Annotated in this window: 23 protein-coding genes, 1 other RNA gene and 1 pseudogene; 17 read left to right on the top strand and 8 right to left on the bottom strand. The window is 37.9% G+C overall.

Annotation, left to right across the window (positions count from 1 at the left end; all coding sequences use genetic code 11):
• Window positions 1-238: 238 nt before the first annotated feature.
• Complete coding sequence (lon, locus tag FEE95_RS14700) at window positions 239-2,689, top strand: endopeptidase La (protein ID WP_138658762.1); 2,451 nt, start codon at window positions 239-241, stop codon at window positions 2,687-2,689.
• 50 nt (window positions 2,690-2,739) lie between these two features.
• On the top strand, window positions 2,740-3,432 hold the full coding sequence (gene cmk, locus FEE95_RS14695) for a (d)CMP kinase (RefSeq protein ID WP_138658761.1): 693 nt from the start codon (window positions 2,740-2,742) through the stop codon (window positions 3,430-3,432).
• A 52-nt stretch (window positions 3,433-3,484) separates the two neighbouring features.
• Here cmk and FEE95_RS14690 read toward each other — a convergent pair whose 3' ends face one another.
• Entirely contained in the window at window positions 3,485-3,865 is a 381-nt protein-coding gene (locus FEE95_RS14690; protein ID WP_138658760.1) for a LysM peptidoglycan-binding domain-containing protein, read from the bottom strand.
• A gap of 263 nt (window positions 3,866-4,128) precedes the next feature.
• Here FEE95_RS14690 and rpsA point away from each other — a divergent pair, with 263 nt between their 5' ends.
• The 8 genes from rpsA (at window position 4,129) to ppk1 (ending at window position 12,277) form a co-directional block, all read left to right on the top strand.
• On the top strand, window positions 4,129-6,000 hold the full coding sequence (gene rpsA, locus FEE95_RS14685; RefSeq protein ID WP_138658759.1) for a 30S ribosomal protein S1: 1,872 nt from the start codon (window positions 4,129-4,131) through the stop codon (window positions 5,998-6,000).
• 150 nt (window positions 6,001-6,150) lie between these two features.
• Window positions 6,151-6,690: a bifunctional pyr operon transcriptional regulator/uracil phosphoribosyltransferase PyrR gene (gene pyrR, locus FEE95_RS14680; RefSeq protein ID WP_138658758.1), complete on the top strand. Its 540-nt coding sequence runs from the start codon at window positions 6,151-6,153 to the stop codon at window positions 6,688-6,690.
• Window position 6,691: 1 nt separating this feature from the next.
• Entirely contained in the window at window positions 6,692-7,618 is a 927-nt protein-coding gene (locus tag FEE95_RS14675) for an aspartate carbamoyltransferase catalytic subunit (protein WP_138658757.1), read from the top strand.
• Window positions 7,619-7,623: 5 nt separating this feature from the next.
• Window positions 7,624-7,956, top strand: a complete 333-nt coding sequence (locus FEE95_RS14670) for a ribonuclease Z (RefSeq protein WP_138658756.1) — start codon at window positions 7,624-7,626, stop codon at window positions 7,954-7,956.
• Window positions 7,953-8,858: a ribonuclease Z gene (locus FEE95_RS14665; protein WP_138658755.1), complete on the top strand. Its 906-nt coding sequence runs from the start codon at window positions 7,953-7,955 to the stop codon at window positions 8,856-8,858. The genes FEE95_RS14670 and FEE95_RS14665 overlap by 4 nt, the downstream gene beginning before the upstream one ends.
• Window positions 8,859-8,980: 122 nt before the next feature.
• On the top strand, window positions 8,981-9,625 hold the full coding sequence (pdxH, locus tag FEE95_RS14660) for a pyridoxamine 5'-phosphate oxidase (RefSeq protein WP_138658754.1): 645 nt from the start codon (window positions 8,981-8,983) through the stop codon (window positions 9,623-9,625).
• A gap of 91 nt (window positions 9,626-9,716) precedes the next feature.
• Window positions 9,717-10,205, top strand: coding sequence for a SixA phosphatase family protein (locus FEE95_RS14655; RefSeq protein ID WP_138658753.1), 489 nt, complete (start codon window positions 9,717-9,719; stop codon window positions 10,203-10,205).
• On the top strand, window positions 10,202-12,277 hold the full coding sequence (ppk1, locus tag FEE95_RS14650; protein ID WP_138658752.1) for a polyphosphate kinase 1: 2,076 nt from the start codon (window positions 10,202-10,204) through the stop codon (window positions 12,275-12,277). The genes FEE95_RS14655 and ppk1 overlap by 4 nt, the downstream gene beginning before the upstream one ends.
• Window positions 12,278-12,329: 52 nt before the next feature.
• On the opposite strand, the gene FEE95_RS14645 is transcribed toward ppk1, so the two are convergent.
• Window positions 12,330-12,911, bottom strand: a complete 582-nt coding sequence (locus tag FEE95_RS14645) for a MiaE family protein (RefSeq protein WP_138658751.1) — start codon at window positions 12,909-12,911, stop codon at window positions 12,330-12,332.
• Between the two features lie 136 nt (window positions 12,912-13,047).
• Between FEE95_RS14645 and FEE95_RS14640 the strand changes: the two genes are divergently transcribed.
• On the top strand, window positions 13,048-13,407 hold the full coding sequence (locus FEE95_RS14640) for a transmembrane 220 family protein (protein ID WP_138658750.1): 360 nt from the start codon (window positions 13,048-13,050) through the stop codon (window positions 13,405-13,407).
• Here the strand turns inward: FEE95_RS14640 and dnaX are convergent.
• Window positions 13,396-15,444 carry a DNA polymerase III subunit gamma/tau gene (gene dnaX / locus FEE95_RS14635; RefSeq protein WP_138658749.1) on the bottom strand — a complete coding sequence of 683 codons (2,049 nt, stop codon included), beginning with the start codon at window positions 15,442-15,444 and terminating at the stop codon, window positions 13,396-13,398. The two genes, FEE95_RS14640 and dnaX, sit on opposite strands and share 12 nt — an antisense overlap.
• A 128-nt stretch (window positions 15,445-15,572) precedes the next feature.
• Between dnaX and rnpB the strand changes: the two genes are divergently transcribed.
• Window positions 15,573-15,888, top strand: an RNA gene (gene rnpB, locus FEE95_RS14630) — RNase P RNA component class A.
• A gap of 180 nt (window positions 15,889-16,068) precedes the next feature.
• Here the strand turns inward: rnpB and FEE95_RS14625 are convergent.
• From FEE95_RS14625 to FEE95_RS14605, 5 genes and pseudogenes are all read right to left on the bottom strand, one after another.
• A pseudogene (locus FEE95_RS14625) lies at window positions 16,069-16,743 on the bottom strand (RluA family pseudouridine synthase); the annotation flags it as partial.
• Window positions 16,730-18,373 carry an amidohydrolase gene (locus FEE95_RS14620; protein WP_138658748.1) on the bottom strand — a complete coding sequence of 548 codons (1,644 nt, stop codon included), beginning with the start codon at window positions 18,371-18,373 and terminating at the stop codon, window positions 16,730-16,732. The pseudogene FEE95_RS14625 and the gene FEE95_RS14620, both read right to left, overlap by 14 nt.
• A gap of 41 nt (window positions 18,374-18,414) precedes the next feature.
• A complete protein-coding gene (locus tag FEE95_RS14615) occupies window positions 18,415-18,954 on the bottom strand; it encodes an RsmD family RNA methyltransferase (protein WP_138658747.1) in 540 nt (179 codons plus the stop codon).
• The gene (locus tag FEE95_RS14610; protein WP_138658746.1) at window positions 18,954-19,784 is read right to left on the bottom strand and encodes a DUF3822 family protein; all 831 of its coding nucleotides are present in this window, start codon (window positions 19,782-19,784) and stop codon (window positions 18,954-18,956) included. Before FEE95_RS14610 ends, FEE95_RS14615 begins: the two co-directional genes overlap by 1 nt.
• Window positions 19,762-20,496 (bottom strand): hypothetical protein, encoded by a 735-nt coding sequence (locus FEE95_RS14605; protein WP_317129257.1) that lies wholly within the window; start codon window positions 20,494-20,496, stop codon window positions 19,762-19,764. The genes FEE95_RS14610 and FEE95_RS14605 overlap by 23 nt, the downstream gene beginning before the upstream one ends.
• 99 nt (window positions 20,497-20,595) lie before the next feature.
• Here FEE95_RS14605 and FEE95_RS14600 point away from each other — a divergent pair, with 99 nt between their 5' ends.
• The 5 genes from FEE95_RS14600 (at window position 20,596) to FEE95_RS14580 (ending at window position 25,265) form a co-directional block, all read left to right on the top strand.
• The gene (locus FEE95_RS14600; protein ID WP_138658745.1) at window positions 20,596-22,035 is read left to right on the top strand and encodes an ATP-dependent DNA helicase; all 1,440 of its coding nucleotides are present in this window, start codon (window positions 20,596-20,598) and stop codon (window positions 22,033-22,035) included.
• A gap of 86 nt (window positions 22,036-22,121) precedes the next feature.
• Entirely contained in the window at window positions 22,122-22,691 is a 570-nt protein-coding gene (locus tag FEE95_RS14595) for a DUF4126 domain-containing protein (RefSeq protein WP_138658744.1), read from the top strand.
• A 35-nt stretch (window positions 22,692-22,726) separates the two neighbouring features.
• Window positions 22,727-23,440 carry a 3-deoxy-manno-octulosonate cytidylyltransferase gene (gene kdsB, locus FEE95_RS14590; protein WP_171037075.1) on the top strand — a complete coding sequence of 238 codons (714 nt, stop codon included), beginning with the start codon at window positions 22,727-22,729 and terminating at the stop codon, window positions 23,438-23,440.
• The gene (locus tag FEE95_RS14585) at window positions 23,431-24,129 is read left to right on the top strand and encodes an HAD family hydrolase (protein WP_138658742.1); all 699 of its coding nucleotides are present in this window, start codon (window positions 23,431-23,433) and stop codon (window positions 24,127-24,129) included. The genes kdsB and FEE95_RS14585 overlap by 10 nt, the downstream gene beginning before the upstream one ends.
• Window positions 24,130-24,137: 8 nt before the next feature.
• On the top strand, window positions 24,138-25,265 hold the full coding sequence (locus FEE95_RS14580) for an iron-containing alcohol dehydrogenase family protein (protein ID WP_138658741.1): 1,128 nt from the start codon (window positions 24,138-24,140) through the stop codon (window positions 25,263-25,265).
• The last annotated feature ends 2 nt before the right edge of the window (window positions 25,266-25,267 follow it).

The following is a 25,267-nucleotide window of genomic DNA, read 5'->3' as shown; positions in this document are numbered from 1 at the left end:
GAATGGTTTGTTATAGAGATAAGGGAAGTTACGGATTGTTACAGTTTGTGTTAAAAAAATCATTTACAAAGGCTTTATCAATTTAAATCAGGATTGGCATAACAATTGTCTTTATTTGTAAACAAGAAAAGCCAATTTGAAGATAACTTAATGATAGTAAGGCTTTTGAATACTTTAACGACTTAAAATAAGAGAACGTTCAGTGTTATTATAATGACAGAATGTCTTAAATGTATATATGGGAAATTCTAAGTTTACCAATTTTGACAATATGTCTTTGCATTCCATAGAAGAGGATGCGGAGTTAATTCCCTTATTGACCCCCGAGGACGAGGAACAAATGAACAGCGAGAGTTTACCTGAAACCCTTCCGATATTACCATTACGTAATACTGTTTTGTTTCCAGGAGTTGTAATTCCGATTACTGCTGGGCGTGATAAATCAATTAGATTAATAAAGGACGCTAATAACGGTTCTAAAGTAATCGGAGTGGTTTCACAAAAGGATGAGGAGACTGAAAACCCTGATGTAAAAGATATCAACACTCTGGGTACCGTTGCTAAAATTTTACGGGTACTACAAATGCCTGATGGCAATACAACGGTTATTATTCAGGGTAAAAAGCGTTTTGAAATTGCAGAAGTCTTAACGAAAACCCCTTACATAACGGCAACTGTAAGAGAGACTGCGGAAGAAAGACCTGCAAAAGATGATAAAGAGTTTTTAGCAATAATTGAATCTATAAAGGATTTATCGCTGAAGATAATCGCAAATAATCCGAACATACCTAGCGAGGCTTCTTTTGCAATTAAGAATATCGAGAGCAATTCCTTTTTAATAAACTTCATATCATCAAACTTGAACTTAGGAGTTGCGGCAAAACAAGAATTGCTTGAAATTCGGAACCTTCAAGAAAGAGCTTTGGCTACTTTGAAGTACATGAATGTTGAATTACAAAAGCTTGAATTGAAGAATGATATTCAATCTAAGGTTCGTAGTGATATGGATCAGCAGCAACGTGAATACTTCTTGCACCAGCAGATGAAAACCATTCAAGAAGAGTTGGGTGGAGTTTCCTATGATGAGGAAATCCAAGAAATGCGAGCTCGTGCCAAGAAGAAAAAATGGAATGAAAAGATAGGGGAGCACTTTGATAAGGAGTTATCCAAAATGCAACGAATGAACCCTCAGGTAGCCGAGTATTCCATCCAAAGAAATTATTTGGATTTATTTTTAGATCTTCCATGGGATGAGTTTTCGAAGGATAAATTTGATTTAAAAAGGGCCCAAAAGATTTTAGATCGAGATCATTACGGCTTGGAGGATGTTAAACGAAGAATTATCGAATATCTGGCAGTATTGAAACTGCGAAATGATATGAAATCGCCTATTCTTTGTTTATACGGGCCACCGGGAGTCGGTAAAACTTCCTTAGGAAAATCAGTAGCCGAAGCCCTAGGAAGGGAATATGTGCGTATTTCTTTAGGAGGATTACGGGATGAAGCTGAAATTCGCGGACACCGTAAAACCTATATCGGTGCGATGCCGGGACGTATTGTGCAAAGCCTGAAAAAAGCGGGAAAATCAAATCCCGTTTTTATTTTAGATGAGATAGATAAGTTATCCAATAGCCATCAAGGAGACCCTTCTTCAGCGATGCTTGAAGTTTTAGATCCTGAACAGAATAGTGAATTTTATGACAATTTCTTGGAAATGGGCTATGACCTTTCTAAGGTGATGTTTATTGCAACTGCAAATAACTTGTCAACGATTCAACCGGCACTTCGTGATCGTATGGAAATCATCAATGTCACAGGTTACACTATTGAAGAAAAGGTCGAGATAGCTAAGCGTCATTTACTTCCGAAGCAATTAAAAGAACACGGACTCGAATCCAAACATTTAAAGATTGGTAAGCCGCAGTTGGAGAAAATTGTTGAAGGTTATACGAGAGAATCCGGAGTACGTTCATTAGAAAAGCAGATTGCCAAAATGGTACGGTATGCTGCAAAATCTATTGCTACAGAGGAGGAGTATGAGATAAAAGTGAGTAGTGCAGATGTTGAAAAGACATTGGGTCCTGCAAGAATGGAGCGTGACAAATATGAAAACAATGATGTTGCAGGTGTTGTCACTGGTTTAGCTTGGACGAGCGTGGGGGGAGACATTCTTTTTATTGAATCCATATTATCTAAAGGAAAAGGAACATTAAATATTACTGGAAACCTTGGTAAGGTAATGAAAGAGTCTGCCACCATTGCCATGGAATATATCAAATCAAATGCCGACCGTTTTGGTATCGATGCGGAGCTCTTTGAGAAGTACAACGTACATATTCACGTTCCAGAAGGGGCAACTCCGAAAGACGGTCCAAGTGCTGGAGTTACTATGCTAACTTCTTTGGTTTCCTTATTTACACAACGGAAGGTGAAGAAAAGTTTGGCCATGACCGGCGAAATAACACTTCGTGGAAAAGTACTACCAGTAGGCGGAATCAAGGAAAAAATTCTAGCAGCTAAGCGCGCTCGTATTAAAGAGATTATTCTTTGCAAAGAAAATGAGCGAGACATCTTAGAAATCAAACAAGATTATTTGAAGGGATTGACCTTTCACTATGTTACTGATATGCATGAGGTTGTTGATATTGCAATTACGAATCAGAAGGTCAAAAACGCAAAGAAGTTCTAATATTTCTGCTAGTAGGGTAGAACTCCTTTATTTCTGACTATTTTTATTGAATGGAAAAAATAACCATAGCTATTGACGGCTATTCCTCAACAGGGAAAAGCACAATTGCCAAACAATTGGCAAAAGCTTTGGGTTATGTATACGTGGATACCGGTGCGATGTACCGTGCTGTGACGCTATTTGCCATGAGAAATGGTTTTATAGATAAGCATCACAAAGATGTAGACGCTTTGGTAAATTCCCTTGATAAAATAATACTCAACTTTCAGTATAATGACCAGTTGGGATTTTCGGAGATGTATTTAAACGGAGAAAACGTAGAAAAGGAAATCCGTACTATGGAAGTTTCCCAGTTTGTGAGTCCGGTTGCGGAAATTGAAGCCGTGCGAATTAAATTGGTCGCCCTACAGCAAAAAATGGGAAAGGCGAAAGGCATTGTCATGGACGGGCGAGATATCGGAACTGTAGTTTTTCCGGATGCGGAAGTAAAGATATTCATGAGCGCCTCCCCGGAAAAAAGAGCGTATCGACGCTATAAAGAATTGTTGCACAAAGGCGAAGAAGTAGACTATGATGAAGTGCTTAAAAATGTGCAGCAACGTGATGCGATAGATTCAAGTCGGGAATTTTCGCCACTGCGAAAAGCGGAAGATGCTATTGAGTTTGATAATAGCGATATGGGATTGAAAGAACAGTTTGAGCGAATGTATAATTTTGCGTTGCGCATTATTGAAAAGAAATAAAAAAGGGATGGTTTCTGGCCATCCCTTTTTCAATGTACAATAAGTTAAATTCTTATGGATTTGGAATAACCAAAACCTGATCTGGATGAATCACATCTGGATTTTTAAGAATATTGGTGTTTGCAGCAAAAATCTGCTTGTATTTCATGGCATCACCGTAATAGTGCTTCGCGATTTTACTTAAAGACTCTCCGCTAGAAACGGTATGTCTGTGGTAGATGGAATCATCGGCAACTGAAATATTTGCTTTAATGTCAGAAGCACTTTCGCCACCTAATTCTTTGATTTTATCCCAAAGTAAGTCTTTTTCGTAAGGCGTATTTGCCACTCCTTTTATTTTAAGAACGCCACCTTCTTCGGTTACGTTTCCATCTTTAATTCCTAATTGTTCACCAAGGTTCAAAACGCCTTGATACTTTGCTTTAACGCTCATGTATTATTATTTAAACGGTTAATATTTGAATGCCCAAGATACTAATAAATGCCCTAATTTATCATCTATTATCAAAATATGTGCTACTCGAATAAGACCTTTTTAAAATTGGGTTGGTTTACTGAAATAAAAACTGTATTTTTGCAGCCCTTTTTAACGAAATTTTTCAAGAGAAGAAAGGGAAAGAAAAAATTCATATAACAGCTTCTACGCTAATCGTTTAACTCTTGTTAAGGTTGTAGAATACAAATAATACTCTTCAAATGGCTGAAGAAAAAAAAGCTCAAGTAGAAGAAACTACTGAAGCAACTCAAGAAACTGCAGAAGCAGTTCAAGAAGCTACCGAAACGGTAGAGAAGGTAAAAGAGACGGCTCCCGTCCAAGATCCAAAAGAATTTTTAGAAAACTTTAATTGGGAAAAGTACGAGCAAGGTATTGAAAAAGTTGAGGACGCTAAATTAGAAGAGTTCGAAAAACTTGTTTCAGAGAACTTTGTAGATACTGCTGATGCTGAAGTTGTTGAAGGTACTGTTGTGTATTTAACAGACCGTGAAGCAATTATCGACATCAATGCAAAATCGGAAGGGGTTATTTCTTTGAACGAATTCCGTTACAATCCTGATTTAAAAGTTGGAGATAAAGTTGAGGTATTGATTGATATCCGTGAAGATAAGAGCGGTCAATTGGTCCTTTCTCATAGAAAAGCAAGAACTATTATGGCTTGGGATCGCGTCAATGCGGCTCATGACAAGGAGGAAGTGGTTAGTGGTTTCGTTAAATGTAGAACTAAAGGTGGTATGATTGTCGATGTATTCGGAATCGAAGCTTTCCTTCCAGGTTCTCAAATTGATGTGAAGCCTATTCGTGACTACGATCAATACGTGAATAAAACAATGGAATTCAAAGTGGTTAAAATCAACCACGAATTCAAAAACGTTGTTGTATCGCACAAAGCATTGATTGAAGCAGATATCGAAGAACAGAAAAAAGAAATCATCAGTCAACTTGAAAAAGGACAAGTACTTGAAGGTGTTGTTAAAAATATTACTTCTTACGGAGTCTTTATCGATTTAGGCGGTGTGGATGGATTAGTTCATATTACAGACCTTTCTTGGAGTAGAATCAACCACCCGAACGAGGTTGTTGAACTAGACCAGAAATTGAATGTGGTAATCCTTGATTTCGATGAGAATAAATCAAGAATCCAACTAGGATTGAAACAATTAGAGAAGCACCCATGGGAGGCTTTATCTGAGGACATTAAGATTGGTGACAAAGTGAAAGGTAAAGTAGTCGTTATTGCTGATTACGGTGCATTCATTGAAGTTGTTGAAGGTGTTGAAGGATTGATTCACGTTTCTGAAATGTCATGGTCTACACACTTGCGTTCTGCACAAGATTTCGTGAAAGTAGGTGATGAGGTTGAAGCAGTTGTATTGACTTTAGATAGAGAAGATCGCAAGATGTCTCTTGGCATCAAGCAAATGACTCCAGACCCATGGACGGATATCACCACAAAATATCCTGTTGCTTCAAGACACAAAGGTATCGTTAGAAACTTTACGAACTTCGGTGTATTTGTTGAGCTAGAAGAAGGTATCGACGGATTGATTTACATCTCTGACCTTTCTTGGACTAAGAAAGTTAAGCACCCATCTGAGTTTACCGCTGTTGGTGAAACTTTAGAGGTTGAGGTACTGGAATTGGATGTTGATGGGCGTAAGTTAAGCTTAGGTCACAAACAGACAACTGATAATCCTTGGGATAAATACGAGAAAGAATTTGGTTTAGATTCAGTTCATACGGCATCTATAACCGAAATTGTTGATAAAGGAGCTATCATTGAATTCAATGAAGACATTACGGCATTCGTACCGCAACGTCATTTAGAGAAAGAAGATGGCAAGAAACTCGGAAAAGGAGAAGAAGCCCAATTCAAGATTATTGAATTCAATAAAGACTTCAAAAGAGTTGTGGCAAGTCATACCGCAATCTTTAGAGAAGAAGAGAAACGTAATGTAAAAGCTGCTGTTAAAAGACAGAAAGCTTCTGCTGATGAAGCAAAACCAACTTTAGGTGATGCTAACGAAGCTTTACAGGCGTTAAAGGATAAGATGGAAGCTGGGAAGAAATAAACCAGTGACATTTATCTTTCCCACGAAGGTGAGAAACTATGAATAAAAAACCCTGACCGTTTTGGTCAGGGTTTTTGTTTTGCTACAAATTAAGATTCCTATTAATCGAGAATTCCCTATTTTTGTCCAACAAAAGGATTCACGTCCATTATGAGTCAAAAAGTACTTCTTTCCGAAAAAGAAATCAACATCATCCTTCACCGATTGGCTTGTCAACTTCTTGAAAATCATTTGGACTTTTCAAACACTGTTTTAATTGGGATTCAGCCCAGAGGAACTTTCGTAGCCGAACGACTTACCAAAATTTTAAAGGAAGAATACAAGGTCAAACATATTGACTTGGGATTTTTGGATATCACTTTTTATCGTGATGATTTCCGAAGGGGGGATAAAACACTTGAGGCCACAGCTACAAGTATCAATTTCTTAGTAGAAGATAAAAATGTTGTGCTTATAGACGACGTGCTTTACACCGGAAGAAGTATTAATGCCGCTTTAACCGCCTTACAATCTTTCGGAAGACCTAAAGACGTAGAGTTACTGACTTTAATCGATAGAAGATTTAGTAGACATTTACCGATTCAACCCAACTATAGAGGACGACAAGTCGATGCAATAAACAACGAGAAGGTGAAAGTGATGTGGAAGGAGAATGACGGAAAAGATGTAATTTATTTGATAAATAAATAGTATGAGCGAACTAAGTGTCAAACACTTATTGGGAATTAAATATCTGAATGAAAAAGATATTCAGCTCATTTTTGAAACTGCCGATCATTTTAAAGAAGTTATCAATCGATCTATTAAGAAAGTCCCATCACTTCGAGATATTACCATTGCCAATATTTTCTTTGAGAACAGTACGCGTACCAAACTGTCTTTTGAATTAGCCGAAAAACGTTTGTCCGCGGATGTTATCAATTTTTCCGCCGGTCAGTCTTCTGTAAAAAAGGGAGAGACACTTATTGACACCGTCAACAATATTCTTTCTATGAAAGTAGATATGGTCGTGATGCGTCATCCAAATCCTGGAGCTGGGATATTCTTATCGAAACATGTAAATGCATCTATTGTAAATGCTGGTGATGGAGCACATGAGCATCCAACACAAGCTTTGTTGGATTCCTATTCTATTCGGGAAAAACTTGGTGATGTGGCGGGTAAAAATGTGGTTATTGTTGGAGATATTTTACACTCCCGCGTAGCGCTATCAAATATTTTTGCGCTTAAGTTACAAGGAGCAAATGTTAAAGTTTGCGGACCGAAAACCCTGCTTCCCAAACATGTTGAGTCTTTAGGTGTAGAAGTTGAGACCGATTTACGAAAAGCCTTGAACTGGTGTGATGTGGCGAATATGCTACGCATACAAAATGAACGATTGGATATTAGTTACTTTCCAACCACAAGAGAATATACTCAGCAGTTCGGAGTGAACAGAACACTGCTTGAAAGTTTAAACAAAGAAATTGTGATTATGCACCCAGGCCCTATAAACAGGGGTGTTGAAATAACCAGCGATGTAGCGGATTCCAATCAATCGATTATATTGAATCAGGTCGAAAACGGAGTTGCTATTCGTATGGCGGTGATTTATTTATTAGCCTCAAAAATAAAATAAACACTATGGTTTTTGATAAAAATGGAACTACTACTACAGTTTTTCAGGAGAATATCGAGTTGTCTATGTTTTTAGAAAATTTGGCCAATGCTTACACGAAAATCGAGAACGATCATTTAATTATCAATCTTTTTTCTTTTTCCAAGTTGAGCAGCGGAGATGTTTTGGAGTTTTTAGAGCTCTCTAACAAACATAGGGGAGCAAACAAATCTTTTGTTTTAGTCACAGATAAGGTTGCTTACGATGAAGTTCCAGAAGAAATTGTTGTGGTTCCAACGCTTCAGGAAGCACGAGATATAATCGAAATGGAAGAAATAGAAAGGGACCTCGGAATTTGAAATTACACATTCTAGGCTGCTATGCCGCTACGCCACGAACTTTAACCAATCCAACGTCTCAAGTTTTAGATATCAAAGGACATATGTTTCTTATCGATTGTGGAGAAGGAACACAAGTACAACTGCGGAAGAACAAAATTAAGTTTTCTCGAATCAATCATATTTTTATTTCCCATTTGCATGGAGACCATTTCTTTGGATTACCTGGATTAATTTCAACATTTCGTTTGCTAGGTAGGGACAAAGAAATGCATATTTATGGTCCGAAGGGAATTAAAGAAGCTATCACCCTTCTTTTAAAACTTGGGGATTCATGGACGAATTTCCCCTTGATTTTTCATGAGTTGACATCTAAGGAAACAGAACTGATTTATGAAGATGATAAAGTATCGGTTGAAACTATTCCTCTAAATCATCGAGTATATACCAATGGATTTCTGTTTAAAGAGAAATTGGGTGAACGGAAGCTAAACACAGAAAAAGTTGCGAAACATAAAATTGACATATCATCCTATCAAAATATCAAAAACGGAAAGGATGTCACTTTAGATAGTGGTCAAGTGATACCAAATACAGAATTGACCTTTGATTCTCCAAAGCCTAAAACCTATGCCTATTGCAGTGATACGGCCTATATGCCCGAGATTATTCCACAGATTAAGGGTTCTGATGTTTTATACCATGAATCCACTTTTTTAGATTCAGAAGAACATCTTTCTGGTAAAACAAAACATGCAACAGCTAAAGAAGCCGCTGCCATTGCAAAAGCAGCTGATGTTGGTATTTTGATTTTAGGGCATTACTCAACTAGATATAAGTCCATTGAACTTTTCAAGGAAGAAGCGCAAACGATTTTCCAAAATGTTGAGCTGGCAGACGATGGTAAAATTTTCGAATTCTAACAAGATTATTTAATCGAGCAAGCTCAACACCTATAAAGAGCGCACTCCAAAGACTTTCAAAACCTTTGGGGTCTTATAATTTTTACAGAACTTTACAGGTGTATTTTTAATACTATTGTCTTATGCAAAAGGATTTAGGAAATTACCGAAAATCGTACGAAAAGAGTGCCTTGATGGAGAACACTGTTTCAGATAATCCTATGGAGCTTTTTCAAAAATGGTTTTATGAGGTTGAGGCTTCTGAAGGAGTAGATGAACCAAATGCTATGACGGTTTCCACAATCGGTTTAGATGGTTTTCCAAAGAATAGAGTATTGTTATTGAAAAAGTATACTCATGAAGGGTTTACCTTTTATACAAATTACGAAAGTGAGAAGGGAAAGGCGATAGCCAAGAACCCACATGTTTGTATTTCCTTTTTTTGGCCGAATTTAGAACGTCAGATTATTATCAAAGGAAAAGCTGAAAAAATTTCAAAGAATCTTTCCGATGGGTATTTTGAATCTCGCCCGGAAGGAAGTAAGTTAGGTGCACTAGTTTCTAACCAGAGTAGCGTAATTCCATCAAGGGAATTCTTAGAAAAAAAACTTACAGATTTAGAACAGGAGTACGAAGGTAGAGAAATCGAACGCCCAGATTGGTGGGGCGGATATATTGTAAAGCCCGTTTCAATGGAGTTTTGGCAAGGAAGACCAAATCGCTTGCATGACCGAATTCAATATACACTTGAAAATATAGACTGGAAGATGGAGCGATTAGCACCATAGACCAGTAACAGTTGGCTTGGGCAGAAAACTTTGAATAAAACTGCCAAGTCAAATGAACACTAATATCCCCCCTTTTTAAAGACAATTAAGAATGAAGACCCTTATTCTAGTCCGCCATGGCAAGTCCTCCTGGGAGTATTCCGTTGGCGATAAAGACCGTCCGTTATTGCAAAGAGGTATAAACGATGCGCATTTAGTAGCCGATAATTTCAATGAGCAATCGATACCTGTTGATGCTGCCTTCTCTAGTCCTGCAAATAGGGCATTGCATACAAGCATGATTTTCGTAAGACAATTGTATTTTGCATTAGACAAGTTTCGGGTAGTCAATGAGTTATATGATTTTTCAGGAGAATACGTCCTTCAGTTCGTAAAAGGGCTGGATGATGATTTAAATACTGTGCTGATTTTTGGACATAATCATGCGTTTACGCACATTGCCAATTCCCTCGGAAATACCTATATTGAAAACGTTCCTACAAGTGGATTGGTACATTTGGAATTCGAAGTCGAAGATTGGAAATCCGTTGAAAAAGGAATCACAAAACAAACTATTTTTCCAAAGCAATTAAGAGGATGATAAAAGCCAAAAATCAATATGTAAACCGCGAAATCAGTTGGTTATGGTTTAATGAGCGCGTTTTACAAGAGAGTACCGATACTAATGTACCTTTGATTGAAAGGCTGCGATTTCTCGGTATTTACTCAAACAATCTCGATGAGTTTTTCAAAGTGCGATACGCTACCGTAAAGCGAATAGTAGAGGCAGGAAAAAAAGGAAAGAGTGTTTTAGGTGGAGAAATCGCCAAAGATCTTTTGGAGGAAATTACTAAGATTGTAATTGACCAACAATCAAGAAGTGTAAAAATTTTAAAGCAGATTCAGGCTGAATTAGAAGGTCAGAATATCTTTATTATCAAAGAAACCCAGCTTAACAATAAACAACGGGACTTTGTAAAAAACTATTTCCTTCAGAATGTAAGCCCACAATTGATGACCATCATTCTTAATGATCTTACAGAGTTTCCTACCTTAAAGGATACTGCAGCTTATTTGGCCGTGAAGATGATTATTATCGGGGATCAAATAGCTGAAGAAAAAGAGAAAAGATACGCCTTAATAGAAATTCCCAAAGGCATTGACCGCTTTGTAGTACTTCCAAAAGAGGGTGATAAAAATTACATCATTATATTAGATGATCTTATTCGATACTGCCTACGGAGTATTTTTACCATGTTCGAGTATGAATCGATATCGGCACACATGATTAAAATTACCAGGGATGCTGAGCTTGATATGGACAATGACCTTAGTAAAAGTTTTATTGCCAAGATATCTTCAAGTGTGGAACATCGAAAGTTGGGAGATCCGGTCCGTTTTGTATACGATAAGAGTATTGGAAAAGACACCTTGGCTTTTCTTAGAGAGAAAATGAATATTGAGGATACTGATAGCGTAATACCTGGTGGCCGCTATCACAATAGACGCGATTATATGGGTTTCCCTAGCCTGGGCAGACAAGATTTAATGTATGATAAAATTACGCCTCTGCCTGTAAAAGATTTCAGCATGGAAGGCAGCCTACTCGAGCAAATTGCCCAAAAAGACTATTTACAATATACCCCATATCATACCTTTTCTTATGTCATTAAGTTTCTTCGGGAAGCCGCTTTAGACCCTAAGGTTAGAACTATCAAGATAACAGTTTATAGGCTTGCTAGTAATTCGCAAGTAGCAGCGTCACTAATCAATGCAGTTAAAAATGGTAAGCAGGTAACGGTTCAAATCGAATTGCAAGCTCGTTTTGATGAGCAAGCCAACATAGAATATGCGGAGCAACTTCAAGCTGAGGGAGTTAAACTTATTTTTGGTGTACCCGGGCTCAAAGTACATAGTAAGGTTTGCGTAATCGAACGAGAGGAAGAGGAAGGAATGAAACGTTACGGTTTCATTAGCACCGGAAACTTTAGTGAAGCAACAGCTCGCATCTATACAGATTACACCTTATTTACCGCTCACGAAGCTATACTTAAAGAATTGAACAAGGTCTTTGATTTCTTTGAGACAACCTATAAGATTAATAAATACAAGCACCTCATAGTTTCACCACATTATACAAAAAGTACGTTTCTCAAACTAATTGATAAAGAAATAGAAAGTGCTTTGGCTGGTAATGAAGCCTATATCAAAATCAAAATGAACAGCTTTACAAGCTATAAAATGATAGACAAGCTTTATGAGGCCAGTAGGGCGGGGGTCAAAATTCAATTGATTATTAGAGGAGTTTGTTGTTTAGTGCCCGGAATCAAAGGTATAAGTGAGAATATTGAGGCGATTAGTATTGTAGATAAATTCTTAGAGCACCCACGTGTTTTTATTTTCGGAAATGGTGGTGATTCAAAAATCTATATTTCTTCAGCTGATTGGATGACCCGTAACCTTGATAATCGTGTTGAAGTTGGTTGTCCTATTTACGATGAAGATATCAAGCAAGAACTATTGGATACTTTCGAAATGTCTTGGAGTGACAATGTCAAAGCACGTGTTTTTAATGAGTCGCAAGATAATGCGTATCGGAAAAATGGCAACAAAAAAGTGCGTTCGCAGTTTGCCATGTATGATTATTATTTGGAGAAGTTAGAGGAGAAGTGAAAAACGTTATGAGGTTAGAATTATAAAATTAATTTTAAACCTTAAACCTTTTTTATCCATGAATACTTTCACTTTTACTAAGGTTTTTCATAATCTCGGCCTCATATTCCAATAAATTTTGCCACTTTTTATCTACTTCTTCGCGGTCTCCATATTGTCGGGCAAACTTTAAGAACATCGTATAGTGACTTGCTTCACTGACCATTAATTTATGATAGAACTCTGCAAGATCTTTATCTTCCAATTCTTCGGATAATAATCGAAAACGTTCGCAGCTTCGAGCCTCTATTAATGCTGCATATAGAAGTCTGTGTACAAGCTGGGTAGTTCTGCTACCTCCCTTTGGAAAGAACTTGACCAATTGTAAAACGTATTCATCTTTGCGATCTCTGCCTAGTTTCTGTCCCCTAGCGATAATACGATCATGCACCATTTTAAAATGCCCCATTTCTTCACGAGACAATGCAATCATCTCTTCAATCAAATCCGTATACTCGGGGAAACTTACAATTAACGAAATCGCCGTACTAGCTGCCTTCTGCTCACAATACGCATGATCTGTTAAGATTTCATCAATATTTTTCTCAACGATATTAACCCACCTAGGGTCAGTGGGAAGTTTTAGACCTAACATAGCGTTTTTCTTTGGGACAAAAATAGAAAGAAAATAGGAATGATTTCTTACATGCAGTAAATGACATGAATCTTGGTACAAATCAAGTTAGAAGTGTATTTTGTATTTTAGACATCAAATTAAAGCCAACTGATTCATGAACAAGCTTTTTAAAATCATTGCCATACTTTTCGGAATCTTATTCATCATTTCTGCGGCATTGCAGTACAATGACCCGGATCCAATGTTATGGATTATTATTTGGGGTCTAGCCGGGATTATTACGTTGGCTTTTGCTTTTGGACGACTTTCGTTTACAATTCCATTGGCTGGAGGAGTCGCCGCCCTAATCGGTTTCTTTTATTCTTATCCGGAAAAGTTTGAAGGCTTTGAAATAGGAGCCGGTGATATTAAAAACATAGAGGAGGGAAGAGAAGCCTTCGGACTTCTAATTATCGCAATTGTGATGCTCGTATTGGCATTACGAGGTTGGATGGCCAGGAAATCAAAGGTCTAAATCGAATTCTTTTCGCAACAAATCTATTGTTGGATTCTTTTCCCGCAACTTTTGATATTTCTCTTCGGGAGTAAAAGCAAATTTTTTAGCCGTGGCTTCGTTTACGGTTATTTGTAAAGTGATAAAATAGTTATTCAACTTCCCTTTAAGATACTCCATCAAATCATACTGCTCCCGTTCAATTTCCTTTTTCATGGTATCGTTTGGTAGCTCAATCCAGATAGTCGTTTCGTTTCTTAACTTAGGAACATCGGCATTTAAATTTGATGCTAGAATTTTTTTACCCGATTCATCCAATTTTTGAACAAAATCTGCCCAATGGCCTTGTAAAGCTTCCTCAGCAAAAACTTCTTTGGGAAGTTTGCTTTCATCAATCGTATGGTCTTTACGACTCTGCTCGTGAACTTTTTTAGCCTTCAGACTGGATATTGAAAGTGCGGAAACTCTTTTTTCTGCGAGACTAATATTGATTTTAGGAGCTTCGGTAACTTTCTCTTCTACAACAGTTTCAACCGATTCGGAGAGGGCAACTTCTGGTTCCGTAATTGATCTTGGCATTTCAGAAGGTACATCTTGAACAGTTTCAACTGCACTCATTTCAGATATTGGTGCAATAGGTGCAGACGCAACTTCCGTTGGAATGGTTTGAGTCACTTCCTGCATAACTTCCAAAGTTGCTGGTTCGGTAGGTGTAGCTTTGGCCTCTGAGGGAATCCTTTGAGTTGCTTCAGGAGTAATCGCGGTTTGCGAAATGGATTCTTCAGAGATAGTAGAGGTAGTTCTAACTTCCTCAGGACTTTCTTCTATAATGATTTCCTTAACCTGTTTAGGGGCATTTGTTGTAGTTTCAGAAGAAACTTCCTCCTTAGTTTCCACTGCTGTTGACTTGGTGCGAGTTATTCCTTTATAAAAAGAAGCAGGAGCAATAAAGTCAACGGTACTATCTAAAAGCGCTACTGATTCAGGGTTTTTTTTTTCTCCATCAAAATCGATGGATGCCAATTTCATTAAAGACAGTTCCACTAGAAGACGTTGGTTCTTACTAGTCTTATATTTTAAATCACAGTCATTGGCTATGTTTAACGCTTTTAGCAAAAAGGAATTGGAAGTCTTTTGAGATTGTTCTAGATAATTTTGTTTCGCTCCGTCGCCGACTTCAAGCAAATTAATGGTGCTTTGATGTTGACATACCATTAAATCTCTAAAATGAGTTGCTAAGCCACTAATGAAATGGTGTCCGTCAAATCCTAAGGACAAAGTTTTATTGAATAAAAGAAGTAATTCCGGAATGTTATGCTCAAGAATACGGTCCGTCGCTTCAAAATAAGTTTCGTAATCAAGAACATTTAGGTTTTCGGTAACCGCTTTTCTAGTAAGTTGTTTTCCAGAAAAACTGACAACTCTATCAAAAATGGAGAGCGCATCCCTCATGGCTCCATCTGCTTTTTGAGCGATGATATGAAGCGCATCATCCTCCGCTTCAATACCTTGATTCTTTGCTATGTACTTTAAGTAGTTTGCAGCGTCTTTTACCGTAATTCGTTTAAAGTCAAATATTTGACAACGCGAAAGTATGGTGGGTATTATTTTATGTTTTTCCGTAGTGGCCAAGATGAATATGGCATGTTTGGGTGGCTCTTCCAAAGTTTTTAAGAATGCATTGAAGGCGTTTGAGGACAACATATGTACCTCATCAATGATATATACTTTGTATTTACCTGTCTGCGGCGGAATACGGACTTGGTCAATCAGATTCCGAATATCATCTACGGAATTGTTAGACGCAGCATCCAACTCGAAAATGTTAAAAGCAAAATCTTCATCTTCACTTTGCGTACCATCTTGATTGATTTGTTTGGCTAGAATACGTGCGCAAGTTGTTTTGCCAACACCACGTGGACCACAAAACAAAAGCGCCTGGGCCAAATGGTTATTTTCTATAGCATTCAGCAGCGTATTGGTAATCGCTTGTTGGCCCACAACATCTTTAAATGTTTGCGGTCTATACTTTCTTGCTGATACTATGAAGGGTTCCAAATAGGAGTTATTTTAAGTCAAAAATGAACGGTCTACAAATATAAAAATAGCGCGATACTATCAAAGGTGATTCTAGTTCTTTAAGTGATTTTTTATCAACAATTATCGAGTATTGGGCTACCTTTGCATCAGCAGGTCACCTTATCGTCGTGTGCTGATTTAGTTTCAGTACAAGGAGGAAAGTCCGGACACCATAGTGCAGCATAGTGGGTAACACCCATCCGTCGAGAGATGCGGACAAGTGCAACAGAAAGCAAGTACAGTTCGGCTGTAGTGAAATCAGGTAAACTCTATGCGGTGAAACGTCATGTAAACCGGTGTTTGAGGGCTGCACGCCCGAGCCGAAGGGTAGGCGGTTAGAGCTTTTGGGTAACCGAAAGTCTAGATAAATGATAAGGAACTCAGCAATGAGGAACAGAATCCGGCTTATGACCTGCTTTTTTTTAAAAGTTTTCCGAATTTCAAGGGAAGTTCTTTTTCAAAATACATTTTTTCATTAGTAAAGGGATGTAAAAACTTCAAGGAAAAAGCATGTAGGTATAATCCTTTTCCCTTTAAAAGGAGATCTTTCTTAGTATATGTTTCATCTCCTAAAATGGGGCTTCCTAATTCGGACAAATGTTTTCTTAGTTGGTGTCTTCTTCCCGTTTCAGGAGATAGCTTAACCAAATTCAAATACTGAAACCTTTCCGATACGATGGTCTCAATCACCTCAAAGTTTGAAATGGCTTCCTTTCCGTCCACAGAAAAAGTAATCGTTCCTTTCTTTATCATTTTTCCTATGGTAACGGCAAAATAGGTTTTCAGCACTTGCTTCTGCTCAAATAATTTATTTAATGCTATTAGAGAAGTACTTGTTTTTCCGATGAGTAAAAGACCGGTTGTTGCATAATCCAATCGATGCGCTGGTTGTGGTTTTATGGCATCCGATTGACCACTTTCTTGAAGATTTTGTACTAGAGCATTGGCTATGGTTTTAAAGGAGTTTCCACTTACCAAAATTCCGGCAGGTTTGCGAATAATAGCAATATATTCATCCTCATAAACTATTTCTAGTTTAAGTATGAATTGTTTTTTATTAGGTTTTTCTTCGGATGGATGAAACGTAATAATTTCATTCCCACGGATGTAAGTTGAAGTCTCGCCCAATTTTCCATCCACAAAAATCAATTTTTTCTTTAAGGCTTTTTTTAAAGCGGATTTTGTGGATATAGTGGAGAAGAGGCCAATGCCGTATTCTTGTAAGCGTATGGGTTTCTCTTGTGGTTTTGCGATATGAGTCTCCTTACTTTTCACCATCGTAAACCTTGATTCCACCCAAATAAGTCTTTAAAATCTGAACGTTTTTGATTTTAACAGGGTCTATTTTTGTAATATCCTCACTTAGTATTACAAAATCAGCAAGTTTACCAGGTTCGAGTGTTCCCTTTCGTTTTTCCTCAAATGACGCATAAGCTGCTGTTGTAGTATAGGCTTTAAGTGCCTGTTCTACAGTTATCTTTTGTTCGGGAACCCAACCATCGGGATTCTTATCATCTAAAGTTCTGCGTGTTACAGCAGCATAAATTCCATCTAAGGGAGAGGCGGGGGCTACCGGCCAATCGCTTCCAAAAACCAGTTTTGCGTTGGCATCCAATAGGGATTTAAACGCATAAGTAGTTCGTATACGCTTAGAACCTATGAGCTCTTCAGCCCATCTGCCATCATCAATCGCATGATAGGGCTGCATACTGGCAATTACATCTAACTCATCAAAACGGCTAATATCTTGATTTGCTATGTGTTGTACATGTTCCACACGGAACCTTCTGTCTTCAGGCCCATTTTCTTTGATTACTTGTTCGTATGTGTTTAGTAATGAATGAATAGCTTTATCGCCAATGGCATGAATTGTCACCTGAAGATTCTCTTTGTCCGCACTTGATGTCCATTCTGATATTTTATCCTCGTCGTTTATAAAAAACCCACTGTCATCAGGCTTATCTGTATAGGGTTCTTTGAAGGCAGCGGTGTGTGAACCCAAAGAGCCATCTACGAAACCTTTTACAATTCCTGTTTTTAGCCATTTATTGTCTGAATTACCCATATCAAATTTCTGATTCCAGCGATTTAGCGGTTTCGCCATATAGATACGAATAGCAAGCTCGCTAGAATCTTTGAGTTCTTTGGCCGCGGTGTAGGTGCCTAAACTATCCATATCATGAACTGAGGTTACACCTTTGGATAGCAAGTAATTCGTTGCTGCTCTTAAGGCATTTTTCTTTTCTCTTTGATTCAATGAGGGAACCTTATTAAGAACCAGGTACATGGCATTTCCTTTTAGAATTCCACTTGGAGTTCCGTCAGCATTTCGAACGATTTCTCCGCTTTCGATTTTACTAGTGTTTTTGTTGATTCCGGCAATTTTCAAGGCAGCGGAATTTGCTAAAATCATATGTCCATCTAATCGATATAGAGCTACGGGTTTGTCTTCTGTGTATTTGTCTATCCATTCTTTATTTGGTAATTCACCGCCCCATAAAGTATGATCCCAATTGCCTTCTAAAATCCATTGACCATCTTTCAAGGTATTTGCATATGATGCAATTCTTTTAGTGAATTCTTCTGGGGTGTTTGCATCTCTCAATTCGACACTTAAAAGCGCATTTCCACCCATCATTAAGTGTACATGGGTATCTATAAATCCCGGAGTAATGAAATTGCCTTCAGCATTTACGAGTTCAGTTGAGACGTCTTTTAGTTCTTTAATTTCTTCATGGGCGCCAATGGCAATAATGGAATCTCCCACTAATGCCATGGCCTGAGCGTATGGTTGTTGTGTATTGCCTGTCCAAATAACAGCGTTGGTAATTATTTTGTCCGCTTTTTGGACTGGCTTTTGGCATGACCAAATTGTCAATAGGATAAGGAAAATTTGCAGATATTTCATGTAAAAGATTCTATTTGAAATAGAAGGCACTCATAGTGCAATTAAGGTAACTCAAAAAAACTAAAAACACTTCCGCCATATTTTCGCTTGTTGACAAAATTTGAAAGATGCGAAAGGTCTGTTTGCTTGGCGTGCTCAATAATCAGGATACCATCTTTAAGCAATAAGTCTTTTTCGAAAACCAATTCAGGAAGTCGTTCAAAATCTTCTAAAGGCATATCATATGGAGGGTCGGCGAAAATAATGTCTGATTTAATTACTGTTTTTTCAAGAAAAGAAAATACATCGCTTTTCAGTGCCGTAATATCTAAATCTAGCTCTGCAGCTGTTTTGGAAACGAATTGTACGCAACCAAAGTCTCCATCAACCGCAGTTATTTTTTCACAGCCTCGCGAAGCGAATTCATAACTGATGTTTCCTGTGCCGGCAAAAAGATCTAAGAAGGCCACTTCATCAAAATAGTAACGGTTATTCAGAATATTGAAGAGGGCTTCCTTTGCCATATCGGTTGTTGGCCGTACAGGCAGTTTGCTAGGAGCGCTAATGCGTCTACTTTTATACTTCCCTGAGATAATTCGCATTAGAGGGTTTTTAAAACAGTGAAGTCGATGGTGTCCTTTTCTAAATCCATAGGATAAGAAGAAATAGAAGGTACAAATATGGAGATGTTCTTTACATATTCATAGCAGATATCATAAATGGAATCACCTTCCTCAATGGCACCGAATAGTTTTAATTTGGTAGTTTCTGTATCTAACTTAAGTTGTTCTAGGGTAAAAAGCAAATAGTAAACAAAGTCTTCTTTTGTTACGAAATTGAAGCTATTGTATAGTATTAATTTGCGCTGTGAAATTACAGTTACTTCCATTTGTCGGTCTGACACGTGAACGTAGCATGTCGGCTCCTTTGGAATGTTTTGACCCGTAAGAAGAGATTCAACCATAACGGTACCGCTGTGCTTATAAATGAACTCACCGAAAAGTTCATAAACGTAATTATTAACGTTCACAAAGGGGACATATACATTGACCATATCATGATTCTCAACCTCGTCATGAGCAATATGGTCATTTGCCAATATCTTTGTATTGAACTTAAGGTAATTAGCCATTTCATTTTCGTCAAACAGGGATTTAGGAACAAGGCTGAACAACTTATTGCGATGTACAACTATGACTTCAGTAAATTGCTGTTGATGTATTTTATGTTTATTGAAAAGGGAAACCAAGCCTTTTTGCAGGCCATAAGGAGTGCGTTCTTTTTCAAAAACAATATGGTCTGAACTAAGTACTGAATTTGCAATGGTATCTACAATGCAAAAAGAAAGTCCATTCAAGCTAACTTGAATGGACAGTTTATTGAATTCTTTTGAAGTCTCTGTTGCTTCTTTAGTTGTCACCTTTTCTATCATATAACGCCGGCCAGTTACCACTTGTACTTACCTGATCTAAAGAACCAACGCTGATATGAGTTCCATTTACCTCTTCAACGCTCACCTGAGCATTCTCACGAGATAATAAGTCTTTAGGTTGGTCGGCCAAGATATCGCTTTTCGCAACTTTCACTTCATAAACAGGAGCCTTATAACCACCCTTATCAATTATGGAAGCCTTCATTTCAAAGGTCTTGCCTGGTACACCTGGTACATTCATCATGTTCTTATAACGTGCGTCTTTTTTGAATAATGAATCTTTCACTGAGCGTGTGCCTAAGGTATCTATGATAACACTGTCTTTAGGAACATCAATTCTAAACACCTCACTATAAACCATGTAAGACGTGTCACGCTGTTGAGTAATAGTATAATTCGCCCTATCAACGAAATCAATTAAGTTTTTGAAGGTACCTGCATATTTGCCCGTAACGCTTTTGTGCGCCTCTTGTGCAAGTTTTATATCTTTTAAAGTGTTTATAACTTGTCCGTAGCGTTCCTCTTTTACTTCTTGAAATCGAATTGGCCCAGTGATAGACTGATAAATCAAATAAGCAAAAAGAATTGATAATAATCCAAGCACTATAGAGATAACAGGTTTCATCTTTTGAGGTAAAAATTTGTCTATCAACATCACCATCAAAACGGTAAAGACAATTATCCCTATTATAATCAATATTAGTGTTACCATAAATTAAATTTTTAAAAGTTTGGCTTATTGACAAATTTACATTTTTTTTTCAATCGCAAAAGTTTTTCTACTAAAAATCCTGATTATCTTAGCAGCCCTATGAAAACCCTTACAGACGCTTCTTTTTATACCATTTTAAAGGATAAATTTCCACACGAACCCACCCTAAAGCAGTCTGTCGCTTTGCAAAAGCTATCCAGCTTTATTTTAAGCAACAAAAAAGATGCCATTTTTTTATTAAAGGGTTTCGCAGGTACCGGAAAAACTACACTTGTAGGCACTTTGGTGAATAGTTTATGGCAGACAACGATGAAAGCGGTTTTAATGGCCCCAACGGGAAGGGCCGCAAAGGTTATGTCTAATTACTCGACTACGTCTGCCTTTACCATCCATAGAAAAATCTATTTTCCGAAGAAGCAAAGTGGAGGGGGAATACAGTTCGTTTTGGCCCCTAATAAACATCGTAACACCATATTTATCGTTGATGAAGCATCTATGATTCCTGATACTCCTGCAGATTCTAAGCTCTTTGAAAACGGTTCATTGTTGGATGATTTACTAATGTTTATTTATTCTGGACATAATTGCAAATTGATACTAATAGGGGATACGGCACAACTTCCGCCAGTGCATTTAAATTTAAGTCCTGCCTTGGATGCTGATAAGTTGGAACTAAATTATAATAAAGATGTCATTCGTTTGGAGCTGGATGAGGTAGTACGCCAAGCTGAAGATTCGGGGATTTTGCTAAACGCAACAATGCTTCGTGAACAATTACAAAGCGAATTTTTTGAAGCGTTTCAATTTGATGTAAGTCCGTTCAAAGATATTGTCCGGTTAATCGATGGACAAGAAATTTTGGATGCGATCGACAATTCGTACGCTGAAAATGGGAAAGAGGAAACCAGTTTTATAGTTCGCTCGAACAAGAGGGCAAATCTTTATAACGAGAATATCCGCAGTCGAATTCTGTATTTGGAAAATGAAATTGCCGTTGGAGATTTTATGATGGTAGTAAAGAATAATTACTTCTGGTTAGATACGAAATCTGAGGCCGGGTTTATTGCCAATGGCGATATCATTGAGGTCTTGGAAATCTTTGCGATAAAAGAACTTTATTCCTTCAAGTTTGCTGAGGTGAAAGTCCAGATGGTTGATTATCCGAATATGAAACCGTTTGAAACGGTATTACTTCTCGATACCATTCAAGCCGTCACTCCATCCTTGTCCTACGAAGATGGAAATCGTCTGTACCAAAAGGTAATGGAAGATTATGAAAATGAAACTTCTAAATATAAAAAATTTCTCGGGGTTAAGGGTAATAAATACTTTAATTCATTACAGGTAAAATTCTCATATGCAATAACTTGTCACAAATCTCAAGGTGGCCAATGGGATACTGTTTTTGTAGAACAGCCTTATCTACCCAATGGTGTAGATAAGGAATATTTGCGGTGGCTATATACGGCTGTCACAAGAGCTAAAAAACGGTTGTACCTAATCGGATTCAAGAACGATTTTTTTCTTGATGGGGAATAGATTAAATTTGGTAAGGTGTTTGAGGTAGATTGTGCGAAGCGCGATGAATGATATAAAACATTAAACACCTTAGCACACAATAAAGAATGACCTCCGAAACAGTAATCAGTATATTTTTAGGAGTTGGCTTAGCTGCCTCAGTTGGCTTTCGAGTCTTCTTACCTTTATTCGCCCTTAGTCTGGCCAGTTTTTTTAATGTTTGGGAGCTCAATGATAGTTGGCAATGGATTGGCAGCCTTGCTGCGGTGATTACCTTGGGTGTAGCCACCGTAATCGAAGTATTTGCTTATTTTATTCCTTGGGTTGACAACGCATTGGATAGTATGGCAGTTCCATTGGCAGCAATAGCAGGTACGGCAGTAATGGTAAGTACAGTTGCGGGTCTGGATCCAGTTGTAACATGGTCCCTGGCTATTATAGCAGGTGGAGGTACCGCCACGGCAATTAAGGGTGCGAACGCCACTGGTAGGTTGGCCTCAACAGCTTCTACTGGAGGAGTGGCTAACCCCTTAGTCTCTACTGTAGAAACTGGGACTGCGGTAGCTGTCACAACTGCATCGATTTTTGCGCCGGCCATTGCAGCTGTTTTGGTGATTATAATTTTGTTTATCATATTTAGGATTTATAGAAAGCTTCGTCCTCGAGCTAAAACCTGAAAATTAATCCCCAAGAAAACGTGAAGATAATTGCTATGATACCCGCGCGTTACGCGGCATCTAGATTTCCTGCAAAATTGATGCAAGACCTTTCGGGTAAACCCGTCATTGTTCGTACCTACGAGGCCACTAAAAATACCCGGTTATTTGATGAAGTTTTTGTAGTTACTGATAGTGAGGTAATATTTGATACAATTACGAAAGCCGGCGGCAAAGCGATTATGAGTATCAAAGAGCATGAATGTGGAAGTGATCGTATTGCCGAGGCTGTCGAGAACATGAATGTCGACATCATAGTAAATGTTCAGGGTGATGAACCCTTTACGGATAGGGAAAGTCTAGCAGGTGTGCTGGAGGTTTTCAAATCTGATCTTGAGATGGAGATTGATTTAGCTTCGCTAATGGTTCGGATAACGGACAAGGATGAAATAGCGAATCCGAATACAGTGAAAGTAATTGTGGATAATCGCAACTTTGCATTGTACTTCTCAAGGTCTCCAATTCCGTATCCTAGGGCAACCGAAATAGAAAATGTATATTATAAACACAAAGGCATTTACGCTTTCAGGAAAAGTGCTTTAATGGATTTTCAAAGATTACCGATGTTGGGGCTTGAAGCCACAGAGAAGATAGAGGCCATTCGTTATCTGGAATATGGAAAAAAAATAAAAATGGTGGAAACCACAGTGAGTGGAATTGAGATTGATACCCCAGAAGATTTGCAACGCGCACAAGAAGCATGGAGGTAGATTATAGTTCGATAAAAGTCATAGGTTTTGATGCGGATGATACGCTATGGGTTAATGAGACTTATTTTAGAGAAGCTGAAGAAGACTTTGCCAGTTTGTTGGATAGCTTTGAAACCAAAAACAAAATAGACCAAGAGCTTTTCAAAATGGAAATGAAAAATTTACCACTCTATGGCTATGGCATAAAAGGTTTTATGCTCTCGATGGTGGAATCAGCTCTAGAAATTTCTAATAACACTGTTTCACAAGCAACGATTGCTGATTTGTTGAATCTGGGTAAAAAGATGATTTCGCACCCTGTGGAACTCTTGGAAGGAGTTAAAGAAGTACTGGAAGCCCTAAGTGGCAGGTATCGTTTAATTGTTTTAACGAAAGGTGATTTATTAGATCAAGAACGGAAAATTGAACGATCTAGCCTGTCTAAGTATTTTCATCATGTTGAAGTTTTGAGCGATAAGAAAGAAGAAAACTATCTAAATTTACTCGAGCATTTAGAGATAAACATCCAAGAGTTTTTAATGATAGGAAACTCATTGAAATCAGATGTATTGCCCTTATTGAATATTGGGGCGCAAGCGGTACACGTTCCCTTTCATACCACTTGGCAACATGAAGAAGTTACTATTGAGGATAGGGATTTTAATTACTTGAAAATAAATAAGTTATCGGATATTTTAAAGCATTTGTAATTTGAAATATGGATATTAATAAAGACATAGATACAAAAAAAGTGATTGGATCAAAAGCTGAAGGGTATAGGAATTTCCCAATGGTTCCTAGGGTTGTATTTGGAAAAGATAGTTTCAATCAATTGGGAGATATTTTGTTACCTAAACGCAAACATTCAGATGCACCGTTTATTTTCTTAGTTGACGAGGTTTTTGAAGGCACTGACGTTGCAGCAAGAATTCCTGTTATTTTTAACGATCAGATAATTTTTGTTTCTGCAGAAGAAGAACCAAAGACCACACAGGTAGATGCCTTAGTTCAAAGAATAGAAAACGATCATAGCGAGCTTCCATCTGGAATTGTTGGTATTGGTGGAGGCACTTTATTGGATTTGGCAAAGGCGGTTTCTATTATGTTGACGAACAACGGTGGTTCTGCTGCCTACCAAGGGTGGGATTTAGTTCAAAAACCATCTATCTATCATGTTGGTATTCCAACAATTAGTGGTACAGGTGCAGAAGTATCTCGAACTACGGTTTTAATGGGCCCTGATAAGAAATTGGGAATAAATTCTGATTATACAACATTTGACCAGGTGGTTCTTGATCCCAATCTTACTCAGGGAGTTTCAAAAGAACAGTGGTTTTATACCGGCATGGACTGCTTCATTCACTGTATTGAATCCTTAAATGGTACTTATTTAAATGCCTTTAGCCAAAGCTATGGTGAAAAAGCCCTAGATCTTTGTAAAGAGGTATACCTCGGCGATTTAACTTCAGAAGAATCAAGAGACAAGTTGATGATGGCTTCTTGGCATGGGGGTATGAGCATTGCATATTCTCAGGTGGGCGTCGCCCATGCAATGAGCTACGGTTTAGGGTATTTATTAGGTGTTAAACACGGTATTGGAAATTGTTTGGTTTTTCAACATTTAGAGGAATTTTACCCAAAAGGAGTGCAGCTCTTCAATCAAATGAAAGAAAAACAAGGTATCATTTTGCCAAAGAGTATTTGCGCCGAGTTAAGCGACGCGGATTATGATACGATGATTGAGGTAGCTATGGGTATGGAACCTCTTTGGGAAAATGCCTTAGGGAAAAGTTGGAGAAGTATGATAACTCCTGAAAAATTAAAGGCTATATACCAAAAAATTTAGAT

This window comes from Maribacter algarum (ex Zhang et al. 2020) (assembly GCF_005885635.1).
Classification (GTDB): Bacteria; Bacteroidota; Bacteroidia; order Flavobacteriales; family Flavobacteriaceae; genus Maribacter_C; species Maribacter_C algarum.
Note: the sequence above shows the minus strand (reverse complement) of the source record. Positions and strands in the feature narration are given on the sequence as shown.